The 23,032-nt window shown below is 70.2% G+C and carries 22 protein-coding genes; 19 read left to right on the forward strand and 3 right to left on the reverse strand.

Annotation, left to right across the window (positions count from 1 at the left end; all coding sequences use genetic code 11):
- Positions 1–21 precede the first annotated feature (21 nt).
- From OC490_RS36245 to nusB, 4 genes are all read left to right on the forward strand, one after another.
- Entirely contained in the window at positions 22–834 is an 813-nt protein-coding gene (locus tag OC490_RS36245) for an ATP-binding protein (protein WP_262062297.1), read from the forward strand.
- A 140-nt stretch (positions 835–974) separates the two neighbouring features.
- Positions 975–2,087, forward strand: a complete 1,113-nt coding sequence (locus OC490_RS36250; protein ID WP_262062298.1) for an aminopeptidase P family protein — start codon at positions 975–977, stop codon at positions 2,085–2,087.
- 59 nt (positions 2,088–2,146) lie between these two features.
- Positions 2,147–2,713 (forward strand): elongation factor P, encoded by a 567-nt coding sequence (gene efp / locus OC490_RS36255; protein ID WP_043683951.1) that lies wholly within the window; start codon positions 2,147–2,149, stop codon positions 2,711–2,713.
- Between the two features lie 2 nt (positions 2,714–2,715).
- Complete coding sequence (gene nusB, locus OC490_RS36260; RefSeq protein WP_200712616.1) at positions 2,716–3,150, forward strand: transcription antitermination factor NusB; 435 nt, start codon at positions 2,716–2,718, stop codon at positions 3,148–3,150.
- Positions 3,151–3,313: 163 nt separating this feature from the next.
- On the opposite strand, the gene bldD is transcribed toward nusB, so the two are convergent.
- Positions 3,314–3,814 (reverse strand): transcriptional regulator BldD, encoded by a 501-nt coding sequence (gene bldD, locus OC490_RS36265; RefSeq protein WP_019059743.1) that lies wholly within the window; start codon positions 3,812–3,814, stop codon positions 3,314–3,316.
- Positions 3,815–4,067: 253 nt separating this feature from the next.
- Between bldD and pyrR the strand changes: the two genes are divergently transcribed.
- From pyrR to metK, 13 genes are all read left to right on the forward strand, one after another.
- Positions 4,068–4,631: a bifunctional pyr operon transcriptional regulator/uracil phosphoribosyltransferase PyrR gene (gene pyrR, locus OC490_RS36270; RefSeq protein ID WP_019066396.1), complete on the forward strand. Its 564-nt coding sequence runs from the start codon at positions 4,068–4,070 to the stop codon at positions 4,629–4,631.
- A gap of 86 nt (positions 4,632–4,717) precedes the next feature.
- Positions 4,718–5,695 (forward strand): aspartate carbamoyltransferase catalytic subunit, encoded by a 978-nt coding sequence (locus tag OC490_RS36275; RefSeq protein WP_200685905.1) that lies wholly within the window; start codon positions 4,718–4,720, stop codon positions 5,693–5,695.
- A 5-nt stretch (positions 5,696–5,700) separates the two neighbouring features.
- Positions 5,701–6,987, forward strand: a complete 1,287-nt coding sequence (locus tag OC490_RS36280) for a dihydroorotase (protein WP_262062299.1) — start codon at positions 5,701–5,703, stop codon at positions 6,985–6,987.
- The gene (locus OC490_RS36285; RefSeq protein WP_262062300.1) at positions 6,984–7,568 is read left to right on the forward strand and encodes a hypothetical protein; all 585 of its coding nucleotides are present in this window, start codon (positions 6,984–6,986) and stop codon (positions 7,566–7,568) included. Before OC490_RS36280 ends, OC490_RS36285 begins: the two co-directional genes overlap by 4 nt.
- Positions 7,565–8,722 (forward strand): glutamine-hydrolyzing carbamoyl-phosphate synthase small subunit, encoded by a 1,158-nt coding sequence (gene carA, locus OC490_RS36290; RefSeq protein ID WP_262062301.1) that lies wholly within the window; start codon positions 7,565–7,567, stop codon positions 8,720–8,722. The genes OC490_RS36285 and carA overlap by 4 nt, the downstream gene beginning before the upstream one ends.
- Positions 8,715–12,023: a carbamoyl-phosphate synthase large subunit gene (gene carB, locus OC490_RS36295; protein ID WP_262062302.1), complete on the forward strand. Its 3,309-nt coding sequence runs from the start codon at positions 8,715–8,717 to the stop codon at positions 12,021–12,023. The genes carA and carB overlap by 8 nt, the downstream gene beginning before the upstream one ends.
- Before the next feature lie 51 nt (positions 12,024–12,074).
- Entirely contained in the window at positions 12,075–13,181 is a 1,107-nt protein-coding gene (locus OC490_RS36300) for a quinone-dependent dihydroorotate dehydrogenase (RefSeq protein ID WP_262062303.1), read from the forward strand.
- Complete coding sequence (gene pyrF, locus OC490_RS36305) at positions 13,178–14,023, forward strand: orotidine-5'-phosphate decarboxylase (RefSeq protein ID WP_262062304.1); 846 nt, start codon at positions 13,178–13,180, stop codon at positions 14,021–14,023. The genes OC490_RS36300 and pyrF overlap by 4 nt, the downstream gene beginning before the upstream one ends.
- Positions 14,024–14,312: 289 nt before the next feature.
- Complete coding sequence (locus OC490_RS36310; RefSeq protein WP_019059734.1) at positions 14,313–14,636, forward strand: integration host factor; 324 nt, start codon at positions 14,313–14,315, stop codon at positions 14,634–14,636.
- A gap of 37 nt (positions 14,637–14,673) precedes the next feature.
- The gene (gene gmk / locus OC490_RS36315) at positions 14,674–15,231 is read left to right on the forward strand and encodes a guanylate kinase (RefSeq protein WP_262062305.1); all 558 of its coding nucleotides are present in this window, start codon (positions 14,674–14,676) and stop codon (positions 15,229–15,231) included.
- 40 nt (positions 15,232–15,271) lie between these two features.
- The gene (gene rpoZ, locus OC490_RS36320; protein WP_019059732.1) at positions 15,272–15,544 is read left to right on the forward strand and encodes a DNA-directed RNA polymerase subunit omega; all 273 of its coding nucleotides are present in this window, start codon (positions 15,272–15,274) and stop codon (positions 15,542–15,544) included.
- Between the two features lie 136 nt (positions 15,545–15,680).
- On the forward strand, positions 15,681–16,883 hold the full coding sequence (coaBC, locus tag OC490_RS36325) for a bifunctional phosphopantothenoylcysteine decarboxylase/phosphopantothenate--cysteine ligase CoaBC (protein ID WP_262062306.1): 1,203 nt from the start codon (positions 15,681–15,683) through the stop codon (positions 16,881–16,883).
- A 239-nt stretch (positions 16,884–17,122) separates the two neighbouring features.
- Complete coding sequence (metK, locus tag OC490_RS36330; RefSeq protein ID WP_262062307.1) at positions 17,123–18,346, forward strand: methionine adenosyltransferase; 1,224 nt, start codon at positions 17,123–17,125, stop codon at positions 18,344–18,346.
- Positions 18,347–18,415: 69 nt separating this feature from the next.
- Here the strand turns inward: metK and OC490_RS36335 are convergent, their stop codons facing one another.
- Together OC490_RS36335 and OC490_RS36340 are read right to left on the reverse strand one after the other, a co-directional pair.
- Entirely contained in the window at positions 18,416–19,168 is a 753-nt protein-coding gene (locus OC490_RS36335) for an ABC transporter permease (protein WP_262062308.1), read from the reverse strand.
- Entirely contained in the window at positions 19,158–20,072 is a 915-nt protein-coding gene (locus OC490_RS36340) for an ABC transporter ATP-binding protein (RefSeq protein ID WP_262062309.1), read from the reverse strand. The genes OC490_RS36335 and OC490_RS36340 overlap by 11 nt, the downstream gene beginning before the upstream one ends.
- 77 nt (positions 20,073–20,149) lie before the next feature.
- Between OC490_RS36340 and OC490_RS36345 the strand changes: the two genes are divergently transcribed.
- Together OC490_RS36345 and OC490_RS36350 are read left to right on the forward strand one after the other, a co-directional pair.
- Entirely contained in the window at positions 20,150–20,680 is a 531-nt protein-coding gene (locus OC490_RS36345) for a TetR/AcrR family transcriptional regulator (protein ID WP_262062310.1), read from the forward strand.
- A gap of 61 nt (positions 20,681–20,741) precedes the next feature.
- Positions 20,742–22,889, forward strand: a complete 2,148-nt coding sequence (locus tag OC490_RS36350; protein ID WP_262062311.1) for a primosomal protein N' — start codon at positions 20,742–20,744, stop codon at positions 22,887–22,889.
- The last annotated feature ends 143 nt before the right edge of the window (positions 22,890–23,032 follow it).

Here is a 23,032-nt window from a genome sequence, read left to right on the forward strand (position 1 = left end):
TACGAGATGGAGTGGCACCGGATGCAGCACGCAGTGGGGTCTCCGCTGCCGCCGCCCCACCAGCCGGGGCAGGGACCGGCCACCGGTTGGATGCCGACGGGACAGCACCCGGGCCCGCACCATCCGGGCCCCGTGCCCCCACCACCACCCGCCCCGCCGATGCCGTACACGATCCCGCGCCACGCCCCGGACACCACCGGCCATGTCCAACTGCCGCCAGGCGGCCCCGTGGCCATGCCGAGCGCGCCCCCCGCGCAGGCCGCCCCCGACCCGGCCTCCACCACCCTCGCGGTGCTGCTCATCGGCCCCGCCGGCGCGGGCAAGACGAGCGTCGCCAAGTACTGGGCGGACCACCGCCGGGTCCCCACCGCCCACATCAGCCTCGACGACGTCCGCGAGTGGGTCCGCTCCGGTTTCGCCGACCCCCAGTCCGGCTGGAACGACCACTCCGAGGCCCAGTACCGCCTGGCCCGCCGCACCTGCGGCTTCGCCGCCCGCAACTTCCTCGCCAACGGCATCTCCTGCATCCTCGACGACGCGGTCTTCCCGGACCGCCCGGTCGTCGGCCTCGGCGGCTGGAAGCGCCACGTGGGCCCCGGCCTCCTCCCGGTCGTTCTCCTCCCGGGCCTGGAAATAGTCCTGGAACGCAACGCCGAACGCTCCGGCAACCGCCGCCTCACCGACGAGGAGGTCGCCCGCATCCACGGCCGCATGGCGGGCTGGTACGGCTCGGGCCTCCCGATCATCGACAACTCCCAGATGGACGTACAGCAGACGGCCCAGGTCCTGAACGACGTGCTGGCGAGGTCGATAGCAAGCCCGCCGAGCTGGTGACCAACGGGACTTGTCGCTTTTAGGGGCGCGGGGAACTGCGCGACCAGCCCCCGCGGACCTGCAGCCGAAACTCATGCTCGGTCCCCCGAACGGCACTCTTCCAACCGGCACAATCCGGCCACCGCTCCTACGCTCATCTCATGTCAGAGGTCTACGCAGCCCGCAGAGCCAGGCTGAGGGAACGAGCCCAAGCCGGCGGCAGCCAGTCCGCGCTGGTCACCAACCCAGCCAACGTGCGCTACCTCGCCGGCCCCGCCCCGCAGGGCACCGTCCTGCTGCTGGGAAAGCGGGAAGACATGCTGGTCTGCGCCGGCCCAATCGACGAGCGCCCGGCCGGAGGTGAAGGCCGCCCGGACGAGACCCTGCGCATCCACAGCCTCCCCGGCCCCGGCGGCGACCCCGCCGTAGCCGCCGCAGACCTGGCGTCAGCGACCGGCGCCGAATCCATGGCCGTAGAAGAACACCACCTCACCGTGACCCGCCACCGAGCCCTCCGCTCGGTCGCCCCCGCGCTCCGCCTCACCGACATCGGCGGCGCGGCGGAGCAGCTGCGGGTCATCAAGGACGAGGAGGAGATCTCCTGTCTGAGAATCGCCGCCGAGATCGCCGACCAGGCCCTCGGTGAGCTGCTGGAGTCGATCCTCGTCGGCCGCACCGAACGCCATCTCGCCCTCGAACTGGAGCGACGGCTCGTCGACCACGGCGCGGACGGCCCCGCTTTCGCCACCTCCGTCGCCACCGGCCTGCACTCCGGCCGGCGCGGCCACCGGCCGACCGACCGCCGGGTCGAGGAGGGAGATTTCCTTTCTGTCTGCCTCGGTGCCACCTATCGCGGATATCGCTGTGAGATCGGCCGTACGTTCGTCATCGGGACCTCGCCCGCCGACTGGCAGATCGAGCTGTACGACCTCGTCTTCGCCGCCCAGCGCGCTGCACGGGAGTCGCTGGCGCCCGGTGCCGCCTACCGCGATGTGGACCGTGCGGCACGTCAGGTGCTGGACTCCGCGGGGTACTCAGAGGGCCTCGCAGCCCTCACCGGCCACGGTGTCGGGCTCGAAATCGACGAGGAGCCGCAGCTGGCCCCCGCGGCCATGGGTAAACTGGACGCTTGCGTGCCGGTCACCGTCGAACCGGGGGTCCACCTCCCGGGCCGGGGCGGTGTCCGGATCGATGACACGCTCGTCGTACGCCCTGAGGCGGACGGCGGACCCGAGCTACTCACCATCACGACCAAGGAACTGCTCGCGCTCTAGCTTTCGAGCTGTGCGCGGGCCCCGTGGTCGTCCACGTCAGTCCAGGAGATTCCGCAACCGTGGCTTCCACGAACGACCTCAAGAACGGCCTGGTGCTCAAGCTCGACGGGGGCCAGCTCTGGTCCGTCGTCGAGTTCCAGCACGTCAAGCCCGGCAAGGGCCCTGCCTTCGTGCGCACCAAGCTCAAGAACGTGCTCTCCGGCAAGGTCGTCGACAAGACGTTCAACGCCGGCGTCAAGGTCGAGACGGCCACTGTCGACAAGCGCGACATGCAGTTCTCGTACATGGACGGCGAGTACTTCGTCTTCATGGACATGGAGACCTACGACCAGCTCATGGTCGACCGCAAGGCCGTCGGCGACGCCGCCAACTTCCTGATCGAGGGCTTCACCGCCACGGTCGCGCAGCACGAGGGCGAGGTGCTCTTCGTCGAGCTGCCGGCCGCCGTCGAGCTGACCATCCAGGAGACCGAGCCCGGCGTCCAGGGCGACCGCTCCACCGGTGGCACCAAGCCCGCCACCCTGGAGACCGGCTACCAGATCCAGGTCCCGCTCTTCATCACCACCGGTGAGAAGATCAAGGTCGACACCCGCTCCAGCGACTACCTCGGCCGGGTGAACAGCTAACCGTGGCTGCCCGCAACACGGCCCGCAAGCGCGCCTTCCAGATCCTCTTCGAGGGCGACCAGCGCGGAGTCGGCGTCACCACGGTCCTCGCGGACTGGATCCGGCTCTCCCGGGACGACACCCGGCAGCCGCCGGTCAGCGAGTACACGATGGAGCTGGTCGAGGGGTACGCGCAGCACGCGCGCCGCATCGACGAGCTGATCGCGCAGTACTCGGTCGGCTGGACGCTGGACCGCATGCCCGTGGTGGACCGCAACATCCTGCGCCTCGGCGCCTACGAGCTGATCTGGGTCGACGAGACCCCGGACGCCGTCGTCCTCGACGAGATGGTGCAGCTGGCCAAGGAGTTCTCCACGGACGAGTCGCCCTCGTTCGTCAACGGCCTGCTGGGCCGCTTCAAGGACCTGAAGCCCTCGTTGCGCCGGGACGAGGCGTAAAGAGGTACGGCATCGCCAGGGGGCCCGCAGCGTGACTGCTGCGGGCCCCCTGGCGTATCGGTGCGTCCGTGACCCCTGAGGGGCGCAGAAAGCCGCCGGGGTGGCCGGAACCGTGAAGTTCCGGCCACCCCGGCGGCACGTTTCTGCTGAGACGGGGAGCGGCTCAGTTCTCCTCGTGGGAGACCGCGCGACGCGCGTCCGCGTCCAGCACGCCCCAGCTGATCAGCTGCTCGGTGAGGACCGAGGGCGACTGGTCGTAGATGACGGCGAGTGTGCGCAGGTCGTCCTGGCGGATCGAGAGCACCTTGCCGTTGTAGTCACCGCGCTGGGACTGGATCGTGGCGGCGTACCGCTGCAGCGGGCCGGCCTTCTCGGCGGGCACGTGGGCAAGCCGCTCCAGGTCCAGCACCAGCTTCGGCGGCGGCTCGGCGGCCCCGCCCGGCGTGGTGCCCGGCAGCAACTCCTGCACCGGAACCCCGTAGAAGTCCGCCAGCTCGGCAAGGCGCTGCACGGTGACGGCACGGTCGCCGCGCTCGTACGACCCGACCACGACCGCCTTCCAGCGTCCCTGGGACTTCTCCTCGACACCGTGGAGGGAAAGGCCCTGCTGGGTGCGGATGGCCCGGAGCTTGGCCCCGAGCTGTTTGGCGTATTCGCTGGACATATAGCTCCCCGGACACTGGGTCTACGCGGCAACAGTGGTTCCGTGCCGCGCGGCTGGTAACTCACTGTGAGGTTACGCAGCGTTACACTTCCGCGTCAAGCCGAATGGTCCGCACCGGGTCTTCCGTGGTAGCGGTGGCCGAATACTCCATAGGGGTGATCAGGGGTGTCGTCCCGGCCTGCTACCGTGGATGGCGCAAATCCGACGTCCTTTAAGGTCCGTCCCGTGAGGCGGAGAAGGAGGTCCGTTTCTTATGGACACCCAGCAGTACGAGTCCGATGCCCGGCCGGTTCTCGAAGCCCCCGACATCGCGCGGGTCCTGACCCGCATCGCCCACGAGATCGTCGAGCGCGCCAAGGGCGCCGACGACGTGGTGCTCCTCGGCATTCCGACCCGGGGCGTCTTCCTCGCCCAGCGGCTCGCCGTCAAGCTCGAAGAGATCACCGACCGCAAGATCCCGGTCGGCTCCCTCGACATCACGATGTACCGCGACGACCTGCGCATGCACCCACCGCGTGCGCTGGCCCGCACCGACATCCCCGGTGACGGCATCGACGGCCGCCTCGTCGTCCTCGTCGACGACGTGCTCTTCTCCGGCCGCACCATCCGCGCCGCCCTGGACGCCCTGAACGACATCGGGCGCCCCCGCGCGGTGCAGCTCGCGGTCCTGGTCGACAGAGGCCACCGCGAACTGCCCATCCGCGCCGACTACGTCGGCAAGAACCTCCCCACGTCGCTGCGGGAGACGGTCAAGGTCCAGCTCGCCGAGGAGGACGGTCGCGACACCGTGCTGCTCGGCGCCAAGCAGACCCCGTAGCGGGCCGAGGGGCGCTCGCCGGTTCGGCGTGTCCCCGTCTGCCCGGAATCTCCCTCTTTCGCGAACTGCCTTACGGAGCCTGACAGATGCAGCGTCATCTCATCTCGGCCGCCGACCTCTCCCGCGACGACGCCGTCCTGATCCTCGACACCGCCGAGGAGATGGCCCGGGTCGCCGACCGGCCGATCAAGAAACTGCCGACCCTGCGCGGCCGTACCGTCGTCAACCTCTTCTTCGAGGACTCCACGCGCACGCGTATCTCCTTCGAAGCCGCCGAGAAGCGCCTCTCCGCCGACGTCATCAACTTCACCGCCAAGGGGTCGAGCGTCTCCAAGGGCGAGTCCCTGAAGGACACCGCGCAGACCCTGGAGGCCATGGGCGTCGACGCGGTCGTCATCCGGCACGGCGCCTCCGGAGCGCCGTACCGGCTCGCCACCTCCGGGTGGATCGACGCCGCCGTCATCAACGCAGGGGACGGCACCCACCAGCACCCGACGCAGGCCCTGCTCGACGCGTTCACCATGCGCCGCCGGCTCGTCGGCCGGGACGCCGGGCTCGGGCAGGACCTGGCCGGCAAGCGGATCACGCTCGTCGGCGACATCCTGCACAGCCGCGTCGCCCGCTCGAACGTCGACCTGCTGCACACCCTCGGCGCCGAGGTCACCCTCGTCGCCCCGCCCACCCTGGTGCCGGTCGGCGTCGAGGCCTGGCCCTGCGAGGTCTCGTACGACCTCGACAGCACGCTCTCCAAGTCCGACGCGGTGATGCTGCTGCGCGTGCAGCGCGAGCGCATGAACGCGGCGTTCTTCCCGACCGAGCGCGAGTACTCGCGGCGCTACGGCCTCGACGGCGACCGCATGGCGAAGATGCCCGAGCACGCGATCGTGATGCACCCGGGGCCGATGGTCCGGGGCATGGAGATCACCGCAGAGGTCGCCGACTCGGACCGCTGCACCGTCGTCGAGCAGGTCGCAAACGGAGTCTCCATCCGGATGGCCGTGCTCTATCTGCTTCTGGGCGGCAACGAACCCGCCGTCAGCCACGCCCGCATCGAGGAGAAGTAAGTCACATGAGCAAGATCCTGATCCGTGGTGCGAAGATCCTCGGCGGCGAGCCGCAGGACGTGCTGATCGACGGTTCGCAGATCGCGGCCGTGGGCGTCGGGCTGAGTGCCGAGGGCGCCGAGATCGTCGAGGCGGAGGGGAAGGTCCTCCTCCCTGGCCTTGTCGACCTGCACACCCACCTGCGCGAGCCCGGCCGTGAGGACTCCGAGACCGTCCTGACCGGCACGCGGGCCGCCGCGAGCGGTGGCTACACGGCCGTGTTCGCCATGGCCAACACCTTCCCCGTCGCCGACACCGCCGGCGTCGTCGAGCAGGTCTACCGGCTCGGCCAGGAGCACGGCTACTGCGATGTGCAGCCCATCGGCGCCGTCACGGTCGGCCTGGAGGGCAAGAAGCTCGCCGAGCTGGGCGCCATGCACGAGTCGGCCGCCGGGGTCACCGTCTTCTCCGACGACGGCAAGTGCGTCGACGACGCGGTGATCATGCGCCGTGCCCTGGAGTACGTGAAGGCCTTCGGGGGAGTCGTCGCGCAGCACGCGCAGGAACCCCGCCTCACCGAGGGCGCCCAGATGAACGAGGGCGTCGTCTCGGCCGAACTCGGGCTCGGGGGCTGGCCGGCGGTGGCCGAGGAATCGATCATCGCCCGGGACGTCCTGCTCGCCGAGCACGTCGGCTCCCGCGTCCACATCTGCCACCTCTCGACCGCCGGGTCCGTCGAGATCGTCCGCTGGGCCAAGTCCCGGGGCATCGACGTCACCGCCGAGGTCACCCCGCACCACCTCCTCCTCACGGATGAGCTGGTGCGCTCCTACAACCCCGTCTTCAAGGTCAACCCGCCGCTGCGCACCGAGCGCGATGTGCTGGCCCTGCGCGAGGCGCTCGCCGACGGCACGATCGACATCGTGGCCACGGACCACGCCCCGCACCCGCACGAGGACAAGGACTGCGAGTGGGCCGCCGCCGCCATGGGGATGGTCGGCCTGGAGACCGCGTTGTCAGTGGTGCAGGAGACCATGGTGGACACCGGGCTCCTCACCTGGGCCGGGGTCGCCGAGCGCATGTCCGTCAAGCCCGCCGAGATCGGGCGGGCGGTGGGGCACGGCCGTCCCGTCTCGGCTGGTGAGCCCGCCAACCTCACGCTCGTCGACACGGAATACCGTGGGTCGGTGGACCCCGCGGGCTTCGCTTCGCGCAGTCGCAACACCCCGTACGAGGGGCGTGAGCTGCCGGGCCGTGTGACGCACACCTGGCTCCGGGGCAAGGCCACGCTCGTCGACGGGAAGCTCACGTGACACCACTGCAACTGACCCACCTCGCGGCCGGGGAGAAGTCCGCCCCGGTGACCGACTGGGCCGCGCGTATCGGCTGGCTCGTCGGGCTCGCCCTGTTCATCGCGCTCGTCTACTGGCTGATGCGCGAGGGCTGGAAGTGGCGCGGCACCCTCCAGGGCGACCTGCCCGAGCTGCCCGACGCGCCGTCCGACCCCGGTCCGGCGAAACTGACGATGAGCGGCCGCTACCACGGCTCCACCACCGCCGGGCAGTGGCTCGACCGCATCGTGGCGCACGGCCTGGGCACCCGAAGCCGGGTCGAGCTCACACTGACGGACGCGGGACTGGACGTCGTACGACCGGGAGCCACCGACTTCTTCATCCCGGCCGGGGCGCTGCGCGAGGCACTGCTCGGCAAGGGCATCGCCGGGAAGGTGCTCAGCGAGGGCGGTCTCCTGGTCGTGACATGGGCGCACGGCGACCGGCTGATCGACTCCGGGTTCCGTTCGGACCACGCGGCCGAGCACACGGAGTGGGTCGACACCCTGAACAGCATGATCAACAAGAGTCTCGAAACGACCGACACGGAAGGCGCACGATGACCACCTCCACCAGGGGAGCCGACAAGGTTCCCGCCGTACTCGTCCTGGAGGACGGCCGGATCTTCCGCGGCCGTGCCTACGGGTCCGTGGGGGTGACCTTCGGCGAGGCCGTGTTCTCCACCGGCATGACCGGCTACCAGGAGACCCTGACCGACCCGTCGTACCACCGCCAGGTCGTCGTGATGACCGCCCCGCACGTCGGCAACACCGGCGTCAACGACGAGGACCCCGAGTCGGCCCGCATCTGGGTCGCCGGTTACGTGGTGCGCGACCCCGCGCGCGTGCCGTCCAACTGGCGCTCCCGCCGCTCCCTGGACGAGGAACTGCGCAACCAGGGCGTCGTCGGGATCTCCGGCATCGACACGCGCGCGTTGACCCGTCATCTGCGCGAGCGCGGCGCGATGCGCGTCGGCATCTTCTCCGGCAACGCGCTGCCCGACGACGGGACCATGCTGGCCGAGGTGCGACAGGCCCCCGAGATGGCGGGCGCGGACCTCTCCGCCGAGGTCGCCACCAAGGAGGCGTACGTCGTCCCCGCGATCGGCGAGAAGAAGTACACCGTCGCCGCCGTCGACCTCGGCATCAAGGGCATGACCCCGCACCGCATGGCCGAGCGCGGCATCGAGGTGCACGTGCTCCCGGCCACCGCGACCGTGGAGGACGTCTACGCGGTCCGGCCCGACGGCGTGTTCTTCTCCAACGGCCCGGGCGACCCCGCCACCGCCGACCACCCGGTCGCCGTCATGCAGGCCGTCCTGGAGCGCGGCACCCCGCTCTTCGGCATCTGCTTCGGCAACCAGATCCTCGGCCGTGCGCTCGGCTTCGGCACCTACAAGCTGAAGTACGGCCACCGGGGCATCAACCAGCCCGTGCAGGACCGTACGACGGGCAAGGTCGAGGTCACCGCACACAACCACGGCTTCGCCGTCGACGCGCCCCTCGACAAGGTCTCCGAGACCCCCTACGGCCGCGCCGAGGTCTCGCACGTCTGCCTGAACGACCAGGTCGTCGAGGGACTGCGGCTGCTCGACCGACCGGCGTTCAGCGTCCAGTACCACCCCGAAGCGGCAGCGGGCCCGCACGACGCCGCCTATCTGTTCGACCGCTTCACGTCTTTGATGGACACAGTTCTCATGGAGGGCCAGCGTGCCTAAGCGCTCCGATATCCAGTCCGTCCTGGTCATCGGCTCCGGCCCGATCGTCATCGGCCAGGCCGCCGAGTTCGACTACTCCGGCACCCAGGCCTGCCGCATCCTGCGCGCCGAGGGCCTGCGCGTCATCCTGGTCAACTCCAACCCGGCGACGATCATGACCGACCCGGAGATCGCCGACGCCACCTACGTCGAGCCGATCACCCCGGACTTCGTCGAGAAGATCATCGCCAAGGAGCGCCCGGACGCGCTGCTGCCCACCCTGGGCGGTCAGACGGCCCTCAACACCGCCATCTCGCTGCACGAGGCGGGCACCCTGGAGAAGTACGGCGTCGAACTGATCGGCGCCAACGTCGAGGCCATCAACAAGGGCGAGGACCGCGACCTCTTCAAGGGCGTCGTCGAGGCCGTCCGCCGGAAGATCGGCCACGGCGAGTCCGCCCGCTCGGTGATCTGCCACTCCATGGACGACGTCATCGGAGGCGTCGAGACGCTCGGCGGCTACCCGGTCGTCGTCCGCCCCTCCTTCACCATGGGCGGCGCGGGCTCCGGCTTCGCGCACGACGAGGAGGAGCTGCGCCGCATCGCCGGCCAGGGCCTCACCCTGTCTCCCACCACCGAGGTCCTCCTGGAGGAGTCCATCCTCGGCTGGAAGGAGTACGAGCTGGAGCTGATGCGCGACAAGAACGACAACGTCGTGGTCGTCTGCTCCATCGAGAACTTCGACCCCATGGGCGTGCACACCGGTGACTCGATCACCGTCGCCCCGGCGATGACGCTGACCGACCGCGAGTACCAGAACCTGCGGGACATCGGCATCGCGATCATCCGCGAGGTCGGCGTCGACACCGGCGGCTGCAACATCCAGTTCGCGATCGACCCGGTCGACGGCCGGGTGATCGTCATCGAGATGAACCCGCGCGTGTCCCGTTCCTCGGCCCTCGCCTCCAAGGCGACCGGCTTCCCCATCGCCAAGATCGCCGCGAAGCTGGCCGTCGGCTACACCCTCGACGAGATCCCGAACGACATCACGCGCGAGACCCCGGCCTCCTTCGAGCCGACCCTCGACTACGTGGTCGTGAAGGCCCCGCGTTTCGCCTTCGAGAAGTTCCCGAGCGCCGACTCGACCCTGACCACCACCATGAAGTCGGTCGGCGAGGCCATGGCCATCGGCCGCAACTTCACCGAGGCCTTCCAGAAGGCACTGCGCTCCCTGGAGAAGAAGGGCAGCCAGTTCACGTTCGTCGGCGAGCCCGGCGACAGGACCCAGCTCCTCGAAGAGGCCGTACGGCCCACCGACGGTCGGATCAACACGGTCATGCAGGCCATCCGCGCGGGCGCCACCCAGGAGGAGGTCTTCGAGTACACGAAGATCGACCCCTGGTTCGTCGACCAGCTCTTCCTCATCAAGGAGATCGCGGACGAGCTGGCCGCCGCCGCCAAACTCGACCCCGAACTGCTCGCCGAGGCCAAGCGGCACGGCTTCTCCGACCAGCAGATCGGCGAGATCCGCGGCCTGCGCGAGGACGTCGTCCGCGAGGTGCGGCACGCGCTCGGCATCCGCCCGGTCTACAAGACGGTCGACACCTGCGCCGCCGAGTTCGCCGCGAAGACCCCGTACTTCTACTCGTCCTACGACGAGGAGAACGAGGTCGCCCCGCGCGAGAAGCCCGCGGTCATCATCCTGGGGTCGGGCCCCAACCGCATCGGCCAGGGCATCGAGTTCGACTACTCCTGCGTCCACGCCTCCTTCGCGCTCAGCGACGCCGGCTACGAGACCGTGATGGTCAACTGCAACCCCGAGACCGTCTCCACGGACTACGACACCTCCGACCGCCTGTACTTCGAGCCGCTCACGCTCGAAGACGTCCTGGAGATCGTCCACGCGGAGCAGCAGGCGGGCCCGGTCGCGGGCGTGATCGTGCAGCTCGGCGGCCAGACCCCGCTCGGCCTCGCCCAGGCCCTCAAGGACAACGGCGTCCCGATCGTCGGCACCCCGCCCGAGGCGATCCACGCCGCCGAGGACCGCGGCGCCTTCGGCCAGGTCCTCGCGGAGGCGGGCCTGCCCGCCCCCAAGCACGGCACCGCGACCACCTTCGTCGGCGCCAAGGCCATCGCCGACGAGATCGGCTACCCGGTCCTCGTCCGCCCCTCCTACGTCCTCGGCGGACGCGGCATGGAGATCGTCTACGACGAGACCCGCCTGGAGTCCTACATCGCCGAGTCGACCGAGATCAGCCCCTCGCGGCCGGTCCTGGTCGACCGCTTCCTGGACGACGCGATCGAGATCGATGTCGACGCGCTCTACGACGGCCAGGAGCTCTACCTCGGCGGTGTCATGGAGCACATCGAGGAGGCCGGCATCCACTCCGGCGACTCGGCCTGCGCCCTGCCGCCGATCACCCTGGGCGGCTTCGACATCAAGCGCCTGCGGACCTCGACCGAGGCCATCGCCAAGGGAGTCGGCGTCCGCGGACTGATCAACATCCAGTTCGCGCTGGCCGGCGACATCCTCTACGTCCTGGAGGCCAACCCGCGCGCGTCCCGTACGGTCCCCTTCACCTCGAAGGCGACCGCGGTACCGCTGGCGAAGGCCGCCGCCCGCATCTCCCTGGGCGCGACCGTTGCCGAACTCCGTGCCGAGGGGCTGCTCCCGACCCACGGCGACGGCGGTGAACTCCCGCTGGACGCGCCGATCTCCGTCAAGGAGGCCGTCATGCCGTGGTCGCGCTTCCGCGACATCCACGGGCGGGGCGTCGACACCGTCCTCGGCCCGGAGATGCGCTCCACCGGCGAGGTCATGGGCATCGACTCCGTCTTCGGCACGGCGTACGCCAAGTCCCAGGCGGGCGCCTACGGCCCGTTGCCCACCAAGGGCCGCGCGTTCATCTCGGTCGCCAACCGCGACAAGCGCTCGATGATCTTCCCGGCGCGCGAACTGGTCGCCCACGGCTTCGAGTTGCTCGCCACCTCCGGCACCGCCGAGGTCCTCAAGCGCAACGGCCTCAACGCGACGGTGGTCCGCAAGCAGTCCGAGGGCGTCGGCCCGAACGGCGAGAAGACCATCGTCCAGCTCATCCACGACGGCGAGGTCGACCTCATCGTCAACACCCCGTACGGCACCGGAGGCCGTCTCGACGGCTACGAGATCCGTACGGCGGCCGTGGCCCGGTCCGTGCCGTGCCTGACGACGGTGCAGGCGCTCGCCGCCGCCGTCCAGGGCATCGACGCCCTCAACCGCGGTGACGTGGGAGTGCGTTCACTCCAGGAACACGCAGAACACCTGACCGCGGCCCGCGACTAGCGCTGGAGAGGGGGACACCGGAAACGGTGTCCCCCTCTCCATGAGGACACCATGTACAAGATCTTCTTCAATCTCGTCTTCAAACGGATGGACCCGGAGCAGGCCCATCACCTCGCCTTCCGCTGGATCCGGCTCGCCGTCCGCATCCCCGTACTGCGGACGTTCGTCGCCGCCGCCCTCGCGCCCCGGTTCGAGGAGCTGCGGACGGAGGCCTTCGGGCTGCGGATGCACGGCCCCTTCGGGCTCGCGGCCGGCTTCGACAAGAACGCGGTCGCGATCGACGGCATGTCGATGCTCGGCTTCGACCACGTCGAGATCGGCACGGTCACGGGGGAGCCGCAGCCCGGCAACCCCAAGAAGCGGCTGTTCCGCCTTGTGCCGGACCGCGCGCTGATCAACCGCATGGGCTTCAACAACGAGGGCTCCGCGGCCGTGGCGGCCCGTCTGGCGGCTCGTGAGGCGGTCTTCCGGACCGTCGTGGGCGTCAACATCGGCAAGACCAAGGTCGTACCCGAGGAGGAGGCCGTCGGCGACTACGTGAAGTCGACCGAGCGACTCGCCCGGCACGCCGACTATCTCGTGGTCAACGTGTCGTCGCCCAACACGCCCGGGCTGCGCAACCTCCAGGCGACCGAGGCGCTGCGCCCGCTGCTGAGCGCCGTCCGTGCGGCGGCCGACCGCGCGGTGACCGACCGCCGTGTCCCGCTGCTGGTGAAGATCGCCCCGGACCTCGCGGACGAGGACGTCGACGCCGTCGCCGACCTCGCCGTGGAACTCGGCCTGGACGGGATCATCGCCACGAACACCACCATCGCGCGCGAGGGCCTCGGTCTGAAATCCGAACCTTCAGTGGTCAAGGAGACCGGCGGACTCTCCGGGGCTCCGCTGAAGGCCCGCTCCCTGGAGGTGCTGCGCCGCCTCTACGCGCGCGTGGGCGACCGCATCACGCTCGTGGGCGTCGGCGGCATCGAGAACGCCGAGGACGCCTGGCAGCGGATCCTCGCCGGTGCCACGCTCGTGCAGGGCTACAGCGCCTTCGTCTACGAAGGGCCCTTCTGGGGCCGTGCCATCCACAAGGGCCTCGCCGCACGTCTGCGCACGAGCCCGTACGCCACCCTGGCCGACGCGGTCGGCGCCGACGTAAGGAAGCCGGTATGAGCCCTCTCGAACCCTTCGGCGCACGGCTGAGGCGAGCCATGGACGAGCGCGGCCCGCTCTGCGTCGGCATCGACCCGCACGCCTCGCTGCTCACCGAGTGGGGCCTGAACGACGACATCGCAGGGTTGGAGCGGTTCAGCCGCACGGTCGTCGAGGCGCTCGCCGACCGGGTCGCCGTCCTCAAGCCGCAGAGCGCCTTCTTCGAACGCTTCGGCTCGCGCGGGATCGCCGTCCTGGAGAAGTCCGTCGAGGAGGCGCGGGCGGCCGGCGCGCTGGTCGTGATGGACGCCAAGCGCGGCGACATCGGCTCGACCATGGCCGCCTACGCCGAGTCCTTCCTCCGGAAGGACTCCCCGCTGTTCTCCGACGCGCTGACCGTCTCGCCGTATCTCGGCTACGGATCGCTCGCCCCGGCGGTCGAGCTGGCCCGTGAGAGCGGCGCCGGGCTCTTCGTGCTCGCGCTGACCTCCAACCCGGAGGGCGGCGAGGTGCAGCACGCGGTCCGCGCGGACGGGCGGAACGTCGGAGCGACCATGCTGGCCCACCTGGCCGCCGAGAACGCGGGGGAGGAGCCCCTGGGTTCCTTCGGGGCCGTCGTCGGCGCCACCCTGGGCGACCTGTCGTCGTACGACCTCGCGGTCAACGGTCCGATTCTCGCGCCCGGCATCGGGGCGCAGGGGGCCACTCCGGCCGACCTTCCCGGGGTTTTCGGGACGGTGCTGCGCAATGTCGTCCCGAACGTGAGCCGGGGTGTTCTACGTCACGGTCCCGATGTCGGAGCGCTTCAAGCGGCCTCGGATCGCTTCGCGGAGGAGATCCGCGTCGCCTTTGCGACCGTCTGAGGTGTTCGAACAGGTCGATCGAGTCCTCCGATGAGTGGCTCGACGGGTGGCTCCGGAGCCACTTGAGTCTGAATACATCCTCAAATCCGGGGCGTTATGTCGGAAATGTCCGGCCTGGCGCAGGCTGACCAGGACTTTTCCTCTGTTCTCGCTGACTCTGGCGCCCTTGGCCGCTAGTCTCCGAGCAGAGTCAACGGGCAAGCGTGTTGCTCGTAGCTCCCCAGGTGTGGGGCGACTAGGTTCCTCACCGGTCCGTATCCGACAGTTCGACATCCGAGGTGACGTAGGCGTGGCTCTTCCGCCCCTTACCCCTGAACAGCGCGCAGCCGCGCTCGAAAAGGCCGCCGCGGCTCGCCGGGAGCGGGCCGAGGTCAAGAATCGACTCAAGCACTCCGGCGCCTCCCTGCATGACGTCATCAAGCAGGGCCAGGAGAACGACGTCATCGGCAAGATGAAGGTCTCCGCGCTGCTTGAGTCCCTGCCTGGCGTGGGCAAGGTCCGCGCCAAGCAGATCATGGAGCGACTCGGCATCTCCGAGAGCCGCCGAGTACGTGGCCTCGGCTCCAACCAGATCGCGTCCCTGGAGCGTGAGTTCGGCAGCACCGGCTCGTGAGTCCCGGGCACCCCGGGATTGCTGGAATAATCGCTGCATGAGTGAACGTCCGCGGCTGACCGTGCTCTCCGGTCCCTCAGGGGTCGGTAAGAGCACGGTCGTCGCCCATATGCGCAAGGAACACCCCGAGGTCTGGCTCTCCGTGTCGGCGACGACCCGCAAGCCCCGCCCCGGTGAGAAGCACGGGGTCCACTACTTCTTCGTCAGCGACGATGAGATGGACAAGCTGATCGCCAACGGCGAGCTGCTGGAGTGGGCGGAGTTCGCCGGCAACCGCTACGGCACACCGCGTACGGCCGTGCTGGAGCACCTGGAGTCCGGTGTCCCGGTGCTGCTGGAGATCGACCTCCAGGGCGCCCGGCAGGTCCGCGATTCCATGTCCGAGGCCCACTCGGTGTTCCTGGCTCCCCCCTCCTGGGAGGAACTGGTGCGCAGACTCACCGGACGGGGCACCGAGCCGCCCGAGGTGATCGAGCGCCGCCTGGACGCGGCGAAGGTCGAACTGGCGGCGGAACCCGAGTTCGACGCGACCCTGGTCAACACCTCCGTCGAGGACGTAGCGCGCGAGCTGCTAGCCTTGATGGAAGTTGTGTGATCGTTTTTCCGATCTCATCCCATCTTTCGGAAGGCAGAGCGTGTCCTCTTCCATCACCGCTCCCGAGGGCATCATCAACCCTCCGATCGACGAGCTTCTTGAGGCCACCGATTCGAAGTACAGCCTCGTGATCTACGCCGCCAAGCGTGCCCGTCAGATCAACGCGTACTACTCGCAGCTCGGTGAGGGCCTGCTTGAGTACGTCGGTCCGCTCGTCGACACGCACGTCCACGAGAAGCCGCTCTCCATCGCCCTGCGCGAGATCAACGCGGGTCTGCTGACCTCCGAGGCCGTCGAGGGCCCCGCGACCTGAGTCGCACACGGCGTGAGCAGATAGTCCTATCTGTAGATCGCAGCAGCTTTATCCACAGGCCCGGCAGCGCGACTGCCGGGCCTGTGGTGTGTCATGGAGTCGTACGGGTCGCACGGTTCCGAACTCGGGGAGAGACGTGGACAAGCCGAAGGTCGTTCTGGGGGTCAGCGGTGGTATCGCCGCGTACAAGGCGTGCGAACTGCTGCGCAGACTGACGGAGTCGGGGCATGACGTCCGTGTCGTCCCCACCGCGTCCGCCCTGCACTTCGTCGGCGCCGCCACGTGGTCCGCGCTCTCCGGGCACCCCGTCTCCACCGAGGTGTGGGACGACGTCCACGAGGTACCGCACGTGCGCATCGGGCAGAGCGCCGACCTGGTGGTCGTAGCCCCCGCCACGGCGGACATGCTGGCGAAGGCGGCCCACGGCCTGGCCGACGACCTCCTCACCAACACCCTGCTCACCGCCCGCTGTCCGGTCGTCTTCGCACCCGCGATGCACACGGAGATGTGGGAACACCCGGCCACCCAGGAGAACGTGGCGACACTGCGCCGCCGTGGCGCCGTGGTGATCGAACCGGCGGTCGGCCGGCTCACCGGCGTCGACACCGGCAAGGGCCGGCTGCCCGACCCCGCCGAGATCTTCGAGGTCTGCCGCCGGGTGCTCGCGAGGGGCGTCACCGAACCCGACCTCAAGGGCCGACACGTCGTCGTCAGCGCCGGCGGCACCCGCGAGCCCCTCGACCCCGTCCGCTTCCTCGGCAACCGCTCCTCCGGCAAGCAGGGCTACGCCCTCGCGCGCACCGCCGCCGCCCGGGGCGCCCGGGTCACCCTGCTCGCGGCGAACACGGGACTGCCGGACCCTGCGGGCGTCGACGTCGTCCAGGTCGGGACCGCCGTACAGCTGCGGGAGGCGGTGCTGAAGGCCGCCGCGGACGCGGACGCGGTCGTCATGGCCGCGGCGGTCGCCGACTTCCGGCCGGCCGAATACGCGACGGGGAAGATCAAGAAGAAGGACGACAAGGACCCCGAGCCCGTCGTCCTGGTGCGGAATCCGGACATCCTCGCGGAGATCTCCGCCGACCGGGCCCGCCCCGGACAGGTGGTCGTCGGGTTCGCCGCCGAGACGGACGACGTCCTCGCCAACGGACGTACCAAGCTGGCACGCAAGGGATGCGATTTGCTGGTGGTGAACGAGGTGGGGGAGCGCAAGACCTTCGGTTCCGAGGAGAACGAGGCGGTCGTGCTGGGTGCCGACGGCAGCGAGACCGCAGTGCCTCACGGCCCGAAGGAAGCCCTGGCCGAGACCGTGTGGGACCTGGTCGCACACCGTCTCTTCTGATTTGTTTCAGCCATCTGACAGTTCGCCGAAACCTGACATTCGCGCGTGGCGGCTCTGGCCAACGGCACTCGGCATTCGGCAAAATGCGCGTGCCGCAGGTCACAGCACTTCCTCAGAGACGAGACAGGGGGACCGTCTGTCGACCGCGACCGATAAACTGTTCTCGGACGACGTCGGGCGCAGCTCCCGTCCCGTCCGCCAATGATCAGCCAGCAGCCGCTGCAACCTCAGGGAGCGTTGTGTCCCGTCGTCTTTTCACCTCGGAGTCCGTGACCGAAGGTCACCCCGACAAGATCGCTGACCAGATCAGCGACACCATTCTCGATGCGCTTCTGCGGGAGGACCCGACCTCTCGGGTCGCCGTCGAGACGCTGATCACGACCGGCCTGGTGCACGTGGCCGGTGAGGTCACCACCAAGACCTACGCGCCCATCGCGCAGCTCGTCCGCGACAAGATCCTGGAGATCGGCTACGACTCCTCCAAGAAGGGCTTCGACGGCGCCTCCTGCGGTGTCTCGGTGTCCATCGGCGCACAGTCCCCGGACATCGCGCAGGGTGTCGACACGGCGTACGAGAAGCGGGTCGAGGGTGCCGCCGCAGGTGACGAAGGGGACGAGCTCGACAAGCAGGGCGCGGGCGACCAGGGCCTGATGTTCGGCTACGCGACGGACGAGACGCCGACGCTGATGCCGCTCCCGATCTTCCTGGCGCACCGCCTCGCCAAGCGCCTCTCCGAGGTCCGCAAGAACGGGACCATCCCGTACCTGCGCCCCGACGGCAAGACCCAGGTCACCATCGAGTACGACGGCGACAAGGCCGTCCGCCTCGACACGGTCGTCGTCTCCTCGCAGCACGCCTCGGACATCGACCTGGAGTCGCTGCTCGCCCCCGACATCCGCGAGTTCGTGGTCGAGGCCGAGCTGAAGGCGCTCCTGGACGAGGGCATCAAGCTCGACACCGACGGCTACCGCCTGCTCGTGAACCCCACCGGCCGCTTCGAGATCGGCGGCCCGATGGGCGACGCCGGCCTGACCGGCCGCAAGATCATCATTGACACCTACGGCGGCATGGCCCGCCACGGCGGCGGCGCGTTCTCCGGCAAGGACCCGTCCAAGGTCGACCGCTCCGCCGCCTACGCGATGCGCTGGGTCGCGAAGAACGTCGTGGCCGCGGGCCTCGCCTCGCGCTGCGAGGTGCAGGTGGCGTACGCGATCGGCAAGGCCGAGCCGGTGGGCCTGTTCGTCGAGACCTTCGGCACCGCCAAGGTCGAGACCGACCGGATCGAGAAGGCGATCGACGAGGTCTTCGACCTCCGCCCGGCCGCCATCATCCGCGACCTCGACCTGCTCCGCCCGATCTACGCCCAGACCGCCGCGTACGGCCACTTCGGCCGTGAGATCCCCGACTTCACCTGGGAGCGCACGGACCGCGTGGACGCACTGCGGAAGGCCGCGGGGCTGTAGCCCGCGATTGCTGTTGCGGGGCCCGGTTTCCCTTTGGGGGAGCCGGGCCCTCCGCGTTTCCCGACGGGGTCAGCGGCGGATCCGGCGGGCGGACACCAGCAGGGCCGCCGCGGTGATGGCCGCGATGACCGCTGCCGCGTGTTCGTACGCCCGGGAGTCGCTGGTGACGGCTGCCTGGAAGCCGTGCAGGGCCCAGTAGCCCGGGGTTGCGGGGGCCACCGTGGAGACCCAGTGGGGGAGGACGGTGAGGGGGACCAGGCAGCCGCTGAGGCAGGTGATCGTGAGGGCGCCGATGTCGGAGGCGGCGGCCAACTGGCCCTGGCTGCGGGCGTGGACGCCGAGCGCCAGGCCGCAGGCGGTCACGCAGGCCGCCCAGAGGAGGGCCAGCAGCGGGAGGCGCCAGGTGCCGGCGGTGAGAGGGAAATCGAAGATCGCGGTCGCGAAGAGGAAGAGCGCGGCCTGCTGGATCAGGAACAGCGCCATCAGGGGCAGGGCCTTGCCGGTCAGGATTGTCGTGGGGGTCGCCGGGCCCGAGCGCAGGCGGTCCCAGGTGTGCCAGGTGCGTTCGGAGAGCAGGAGTTGGCCGGCCACGTCCAGGGCGAGCAGGGTGAACATCACCGCAATGCCGGGAGCGGCCTCCACGACTCCCGCTGTGCCGGGAGCGGCCAGTCGGTCGTACACCGGGTGGAGCACGCTCAGGAGTACCAGAGACATGACGGTGTAGGCGAGCGGGGTTCCCGGGTCCCGGACGAGCAGGACGAGGGTGTGGCGGGTCATGGCCCAGGTGCGGCGGGCCGTGGTCGAGGCGGGTTCAGGCCGCATAGTGGGTCTCCGTGGGGAGTCGGTCGGCGGCCAGGCTTCGGTAGAGGTCGTCGAGGGAGGGTTCTCGGACCGCGGCCGAGCGGATCCGGGTGGTGTCGGGGCCCAGGTCCCGGAGGAGCCGGGCCAGGGCCCTGGCCGGGTCCACGGTGCTGAAACGCAGTTCTCCGGGGGCCGTTGAGGTCTGGGTGAGGTGTTCGGGTACGGGGCCGGCGAACGTCACGGTGACCTCGCCGGGCAGACCGTCCAGGAGGTCGGCGCGGTCGCCGCGGGCGATCACGCGGCCGGCCGCGGCGACGGCGAGCGTGGCGCCGAGCTGCTCCAACTCCGGTAGGTAGTGCGTGGTGTAGCAGATGGCGGCGCCCTCGTCGGCGCGGGTTCTGACGAGTCGTAGCAGCGCTTCGCGGGTGGTGGGGTCGGCACCGACGGTGGGTTCGTCGAGGAGCAGCACGCGGGGGCGGGGCAGCAGGACGGTGGCCGCCTGGGCGCGGCGCTGCTGACCGCCGGAGAGCGTCGCGATCGGTCGGTCGAGTACGTCGGTGAGCACCAACTCCTCTGCTACGGCGGCCAGTTCGGAGCGCAGTTCGGTCCGGCGCAGGCCGGCCAGGCCGCCGAAGAGGCGGAGGTTCTGACGCAGGGTGGCGGTGGGGTAGAGGGCCAGTTCCTGGGGTGCCAGGCCGATCAGGGTGCGTGCGGAACGTGGAGCCGTGGCGAGATCTGCTCCCGCTACGAGGACCGAGCCCGCGTCGGACTGTTCCAGGCCGGCGACGATGCGGGCGAAGGTCGTCTTGCCCGCGCCGTTGTGGCCGATCAGACCGCAGATCTCACCGGGCTCGATCCGTAGGTCGAAGCCGTCCAGGGCTTGGACGGGACCCCACCGTTTGCGCAGGCCGTTGACGGTCAGCATGGCCACTCCCTCGATCCACTCGATATATACAACGTATACGTATACTGTGTATACGTAGCTTCGAGGGAGGATGTCAAGTGACGCCACGGCGGATCAGTCGTGATCAAGTGCTCGACGTGACATGGGAGTTGGCGACCCGGAAGGGGCTGCCGGCCGTCACCATGCGGGCCGTCGCGCAGGAACTCGACGTGAACCCGATGACGCTCTACCGGCACGTGGGCGACAAGCAGGGACTCCTCGACGGCCTCGTGGAGCGACTGCTGCTGGAGATCGAGATCCCCGGCCCCGGACTCGACTGGCGCGAGCAATTGCGCCTGCTCGCCCACAACATGAGGGCCACCGCCCGACGCCACCCCGACCTGTTCCTGCTCCTTTTCCAACGGCCGGCCGTGACCCCGGCGGCCGTCGGGCCGCGCAACGCGGTCTACGACGCTCTGCGTGCCGCCGGTCTCCAGGAGGAGCGGATTCCACGGGCCGAGCGACTGTTGTCCACGTTCATGCTCGGGTTCGCCGCCTCGGAGGCGGGCGGACGGTTCCGGGACGGCGACCCGGACGAGGACATGGCCTACGCGGAGCGCCTCGTCGTGCGGCTGCTCGCCGAGGTCTAGAAGGCCGGGCGTGGACGGCGGTCGGCGGCCGTTGTCAGTCGCGTTTGGTAAGAATGCAGGCGTGAGCAGCGCGGACGGGGAACGGGACGGCGGGGCGGAGGGTGCGCCGCCCGAGCAGCTTGCGCTGATTCGGGAGAGTGTGCGGCAGGCGAAGGGGCCCAAGGCGAAGCCGCGGACGTGGCGGGGGGCCGCGCTGGCCGGGGAGTTGCCCGTCGCGCGGGTGCTGGTCGACAAGGGAGTGCTGCATCTCGACCGGTACTTCGACTATGCCGTGCCCGCCGAGCTCGACGCGGACGCGCAGCCCGGGGTGCGGGTGCGGGTGCGGTTCGGGGCCGGGCGGCACCGGGTGCGGGACGGGCGGCGTGAGGGCGGGGGGCTGATCGACGGGTTCCTCGTCGAGCGGCTGGCCGAGTCGGACTACTCCGGACCGCTCGCCGCACTGGCGCAGGTCGTGTCGCCGGAACCGGTGCTGAGCGAGGAACTGCTCGGGCTCGCGCGGGCCGTCGCCGACCGGTACGCGGGGAGTCTCGCCGATGTGCTGCAGCTGGCCGTGCCGCCGCGCAGCGCACGGGCCGAGCAGAAGCCGTCCCCCGCGCCGTTGCCGCCGCCCGCCGTGCCCGAGGCAGGGTCCTGGGGGCGGTACGAGCGGGGGGCCGGGTTTCTGGAGGCGCTGGCCTCGGGGGGTGCGCCGCGTGCTGTGTGGAACGCCTTGCCGGGGCCGGAGTGGAGCGACGAGATCGCGCGGGCCGTCGCCGCGACCCTCGCCTCCGGGCGCGGAGCGCTCGTCGTCGTACCGGACGGGCGGGCCGCCGGGCGGGTCGACGCCGCGTTGACGGCTCTGCTGGGTGAGGGGCGGCACGCGCTGCTCACCGCCGATGCCGGGCCCGAGAAGCGGTATCGGCAGTGGCTGGCCGTGCGGCGGGGGTCAGTGCGGGCGGTCGTAGGGACCCGGGCTGCCATGTTCGCGCCGGTTCAGGACCTCGGGCTTGTCGTGATCTGGGACGACGGGGACGACAGCCACAGCGAGCAGCACGCGCCGCAGCCGCATGCGCGGGAGGTGCTGCTGCTGCGCGCCGCGCTGGACAAGTGCGGGTTCCTGCTGGGGAGTTGGAGCTGCACTGTGGAGGCCGCGCAGCTCGTGGAGAGCGGGTGGGCGCGGCCGTTGGTCGCGTCGCGCGACCAGGTGCGGGTGGCCGCTCCGCTCGTACGGACCGTTGGGGACGGGGACCTCGCACGGGACGAGGCCGCTCGGGCCGCCCGGTTGCCGACGCTGGCCTGGCAGGCGGTGCGGGAGGGGCTGAAGCACGGGCCCGTGCTGGTGCAGGTGCCCCGGCGGGGGTATGTGCCGCGGATGGCGTGCGCGCAGTGTCGTGCCGCCGCGCGGTGCCGGCACTGTGCCGGGCCCTTGGAGGCGCAGGACGCGGGCGTGCTGCGGTGCGGGTGGTGCGGGGTCGAGGAGACCTCCTGGCACTGTCCCGAGTGCGGGGGGTTCCGGTTGCGGGCCCAGGTCGTGGGAGCGCGGCGGACCGCGGAGGAGTTGGGGCGGGCGTTTCCCGCGGTGCCGGTGCGGACGTCCGGGCGGGAGCAGGTGCTCGACACCGTGCCGGGGACTCCCGCGCTGGTCGTGAGTACGCCGGGGGCCGAGCCGGTTGCCGAGGGCGGGTATGCGGCGGCGCTGCTGCTGGACGGCTGGGCGATGCTCGGGCGGCCCGATCTGCGGGCGGGGGAGGACGCGCTGCGGCGGTGGATCGCGGCTGGTTCGCTGGTACGGCCGCAGGGGGATGGGGGGACGGTGGTTGTCGTGGCCGAACCCACCTTGCGGCCTGTGCAGGCGCTGGTGCGGTGGGATCCCGTCGGGCATGCGGTGCGGGAGCTTGCCGAGCGGGCCGAGCTGGGGTTTCCGCCGGTGTCCCGGATGGCTGCGGTGGCTGGAGTGGGGGAGGCGGTCGCGGAGTTTCTCGCCGCTGTTGAACTGCCGCCGGACGCCGAGGTGTTGGGGCCGGTGCCGGTGCCGGTCGTGATGGCGGGGGGGCCTCGGCGGGTGGGGGCGCCGCCGGTGGGGGAGCGGTGGGAGCGGGCGTTGATTCGGGTGCGGCCGGGGAGTGGGGGGGCGTTGGCTGCCGCGTTGAAGGGGGCGCAGGCTGTTCGGATGGCTCGGGGCGGGGGGGACGTGGTGCGGGTGCGTGTCGATCCGCCGGACATCGGGTGAGGGGCCTCGGCCTTCGGCCTCGGGTTCTCTCCCACCCGCGCACCGCCCGTTTACGGTCCGTTGAGAGGCTCGGGTTTCCCGTGGGGGTTCCCGCCGTCGGCGGCCGGCCGTTCGTCGACCGGTATGCAGCTGCCTCCCGGTTG

This window comes from Streptomyces sp. STR69, from assembly GCF_024519455.1.
GTDB lineage: Bacteria > Actinomycetota > Actinomycetes > Streptomycetales > Streptomycetaceae > Streptomyces.

Coding starts and splice junctions, on each gene's coding strand:
- pyrF (WP_262062304.1), top strand. CDS start 13,178: ATGAGCCCTCTCGAACCCTTCGGCGCACGGCTGAGGCGAGCCATGGAC.
- bldD (WP_019059743.1), bottom strand. CDS start 3,814: ATGTCCAGCGAATACGCCAAACAGCTCGGGGCCAAGCTCCGGGCCATC.
- carA (WP_262062301.1), top strand. CDS start 7,565: ATGACCACCTCCACCAGGGGAGCCGACAAGGTTCCCGCCGTACTCGTC.
- OC490_RS36250 (WP_262062298.1), top strand. CDS start 975: ATGTCAGAGGTCTACGCAGCCCGCAGAGCCAGGCTGAGGGAACGAGCC.
- OC490_RS36300 (WP_262062303.1), top strand. CDS start 12,075: ATGTACAAGATCTTCTTCAATCTCGTCTTCAAACGGATGGACCCGGAG.
- OC490_RS36280 (WP_262062299.1), top strand. CDS start 5,701: ATGAGCAAGATCCTGATCCGTGGTGCGAAGATCCTCGGCGGCGAGCCG.
- OC490_RS36245 (WP_262062297.1), top strand. CDS start 22: ATGCAGCACGCAGTGGGGTCTCCGCTGCCGCCGCCCCACCAGCCGGGG.
- gmk (WP_262062305.1), top strand. CDS start 14,674: ATGAGTGAACGTCCGCGGCTGACCGTGCTCTCCGGTCCCTCAGGGGTC.
- OC490_RS36275 (WP_200685905.1), top strand. CDS start 4,718: ATGCAGCGTCATCTCATCTCGGCCGCCGACCTCTCCCGCGACGACGCC.
- OC490_RS36335 (WP_262062308.1), bottom strand. CDS start 19,168: ATGCGGCCTGAACCCGCCTCGACCACGGCCCGCCGCACCTGGGCCATG.
- OC490_RS36340 (WP_262062309.1), bottom strand. CDS start 20,072: ATGCTGACCGTCAACGGCCTGCGCAAACGGTGGGGTCCCGTCCAAGCC.
- pyrR (WP_019066396.1), top strand. CDS start 4,068: ATGGACACCCAGCAGTACGAGTCCGATGCCCGGCCGGTTCTCGAAGCC.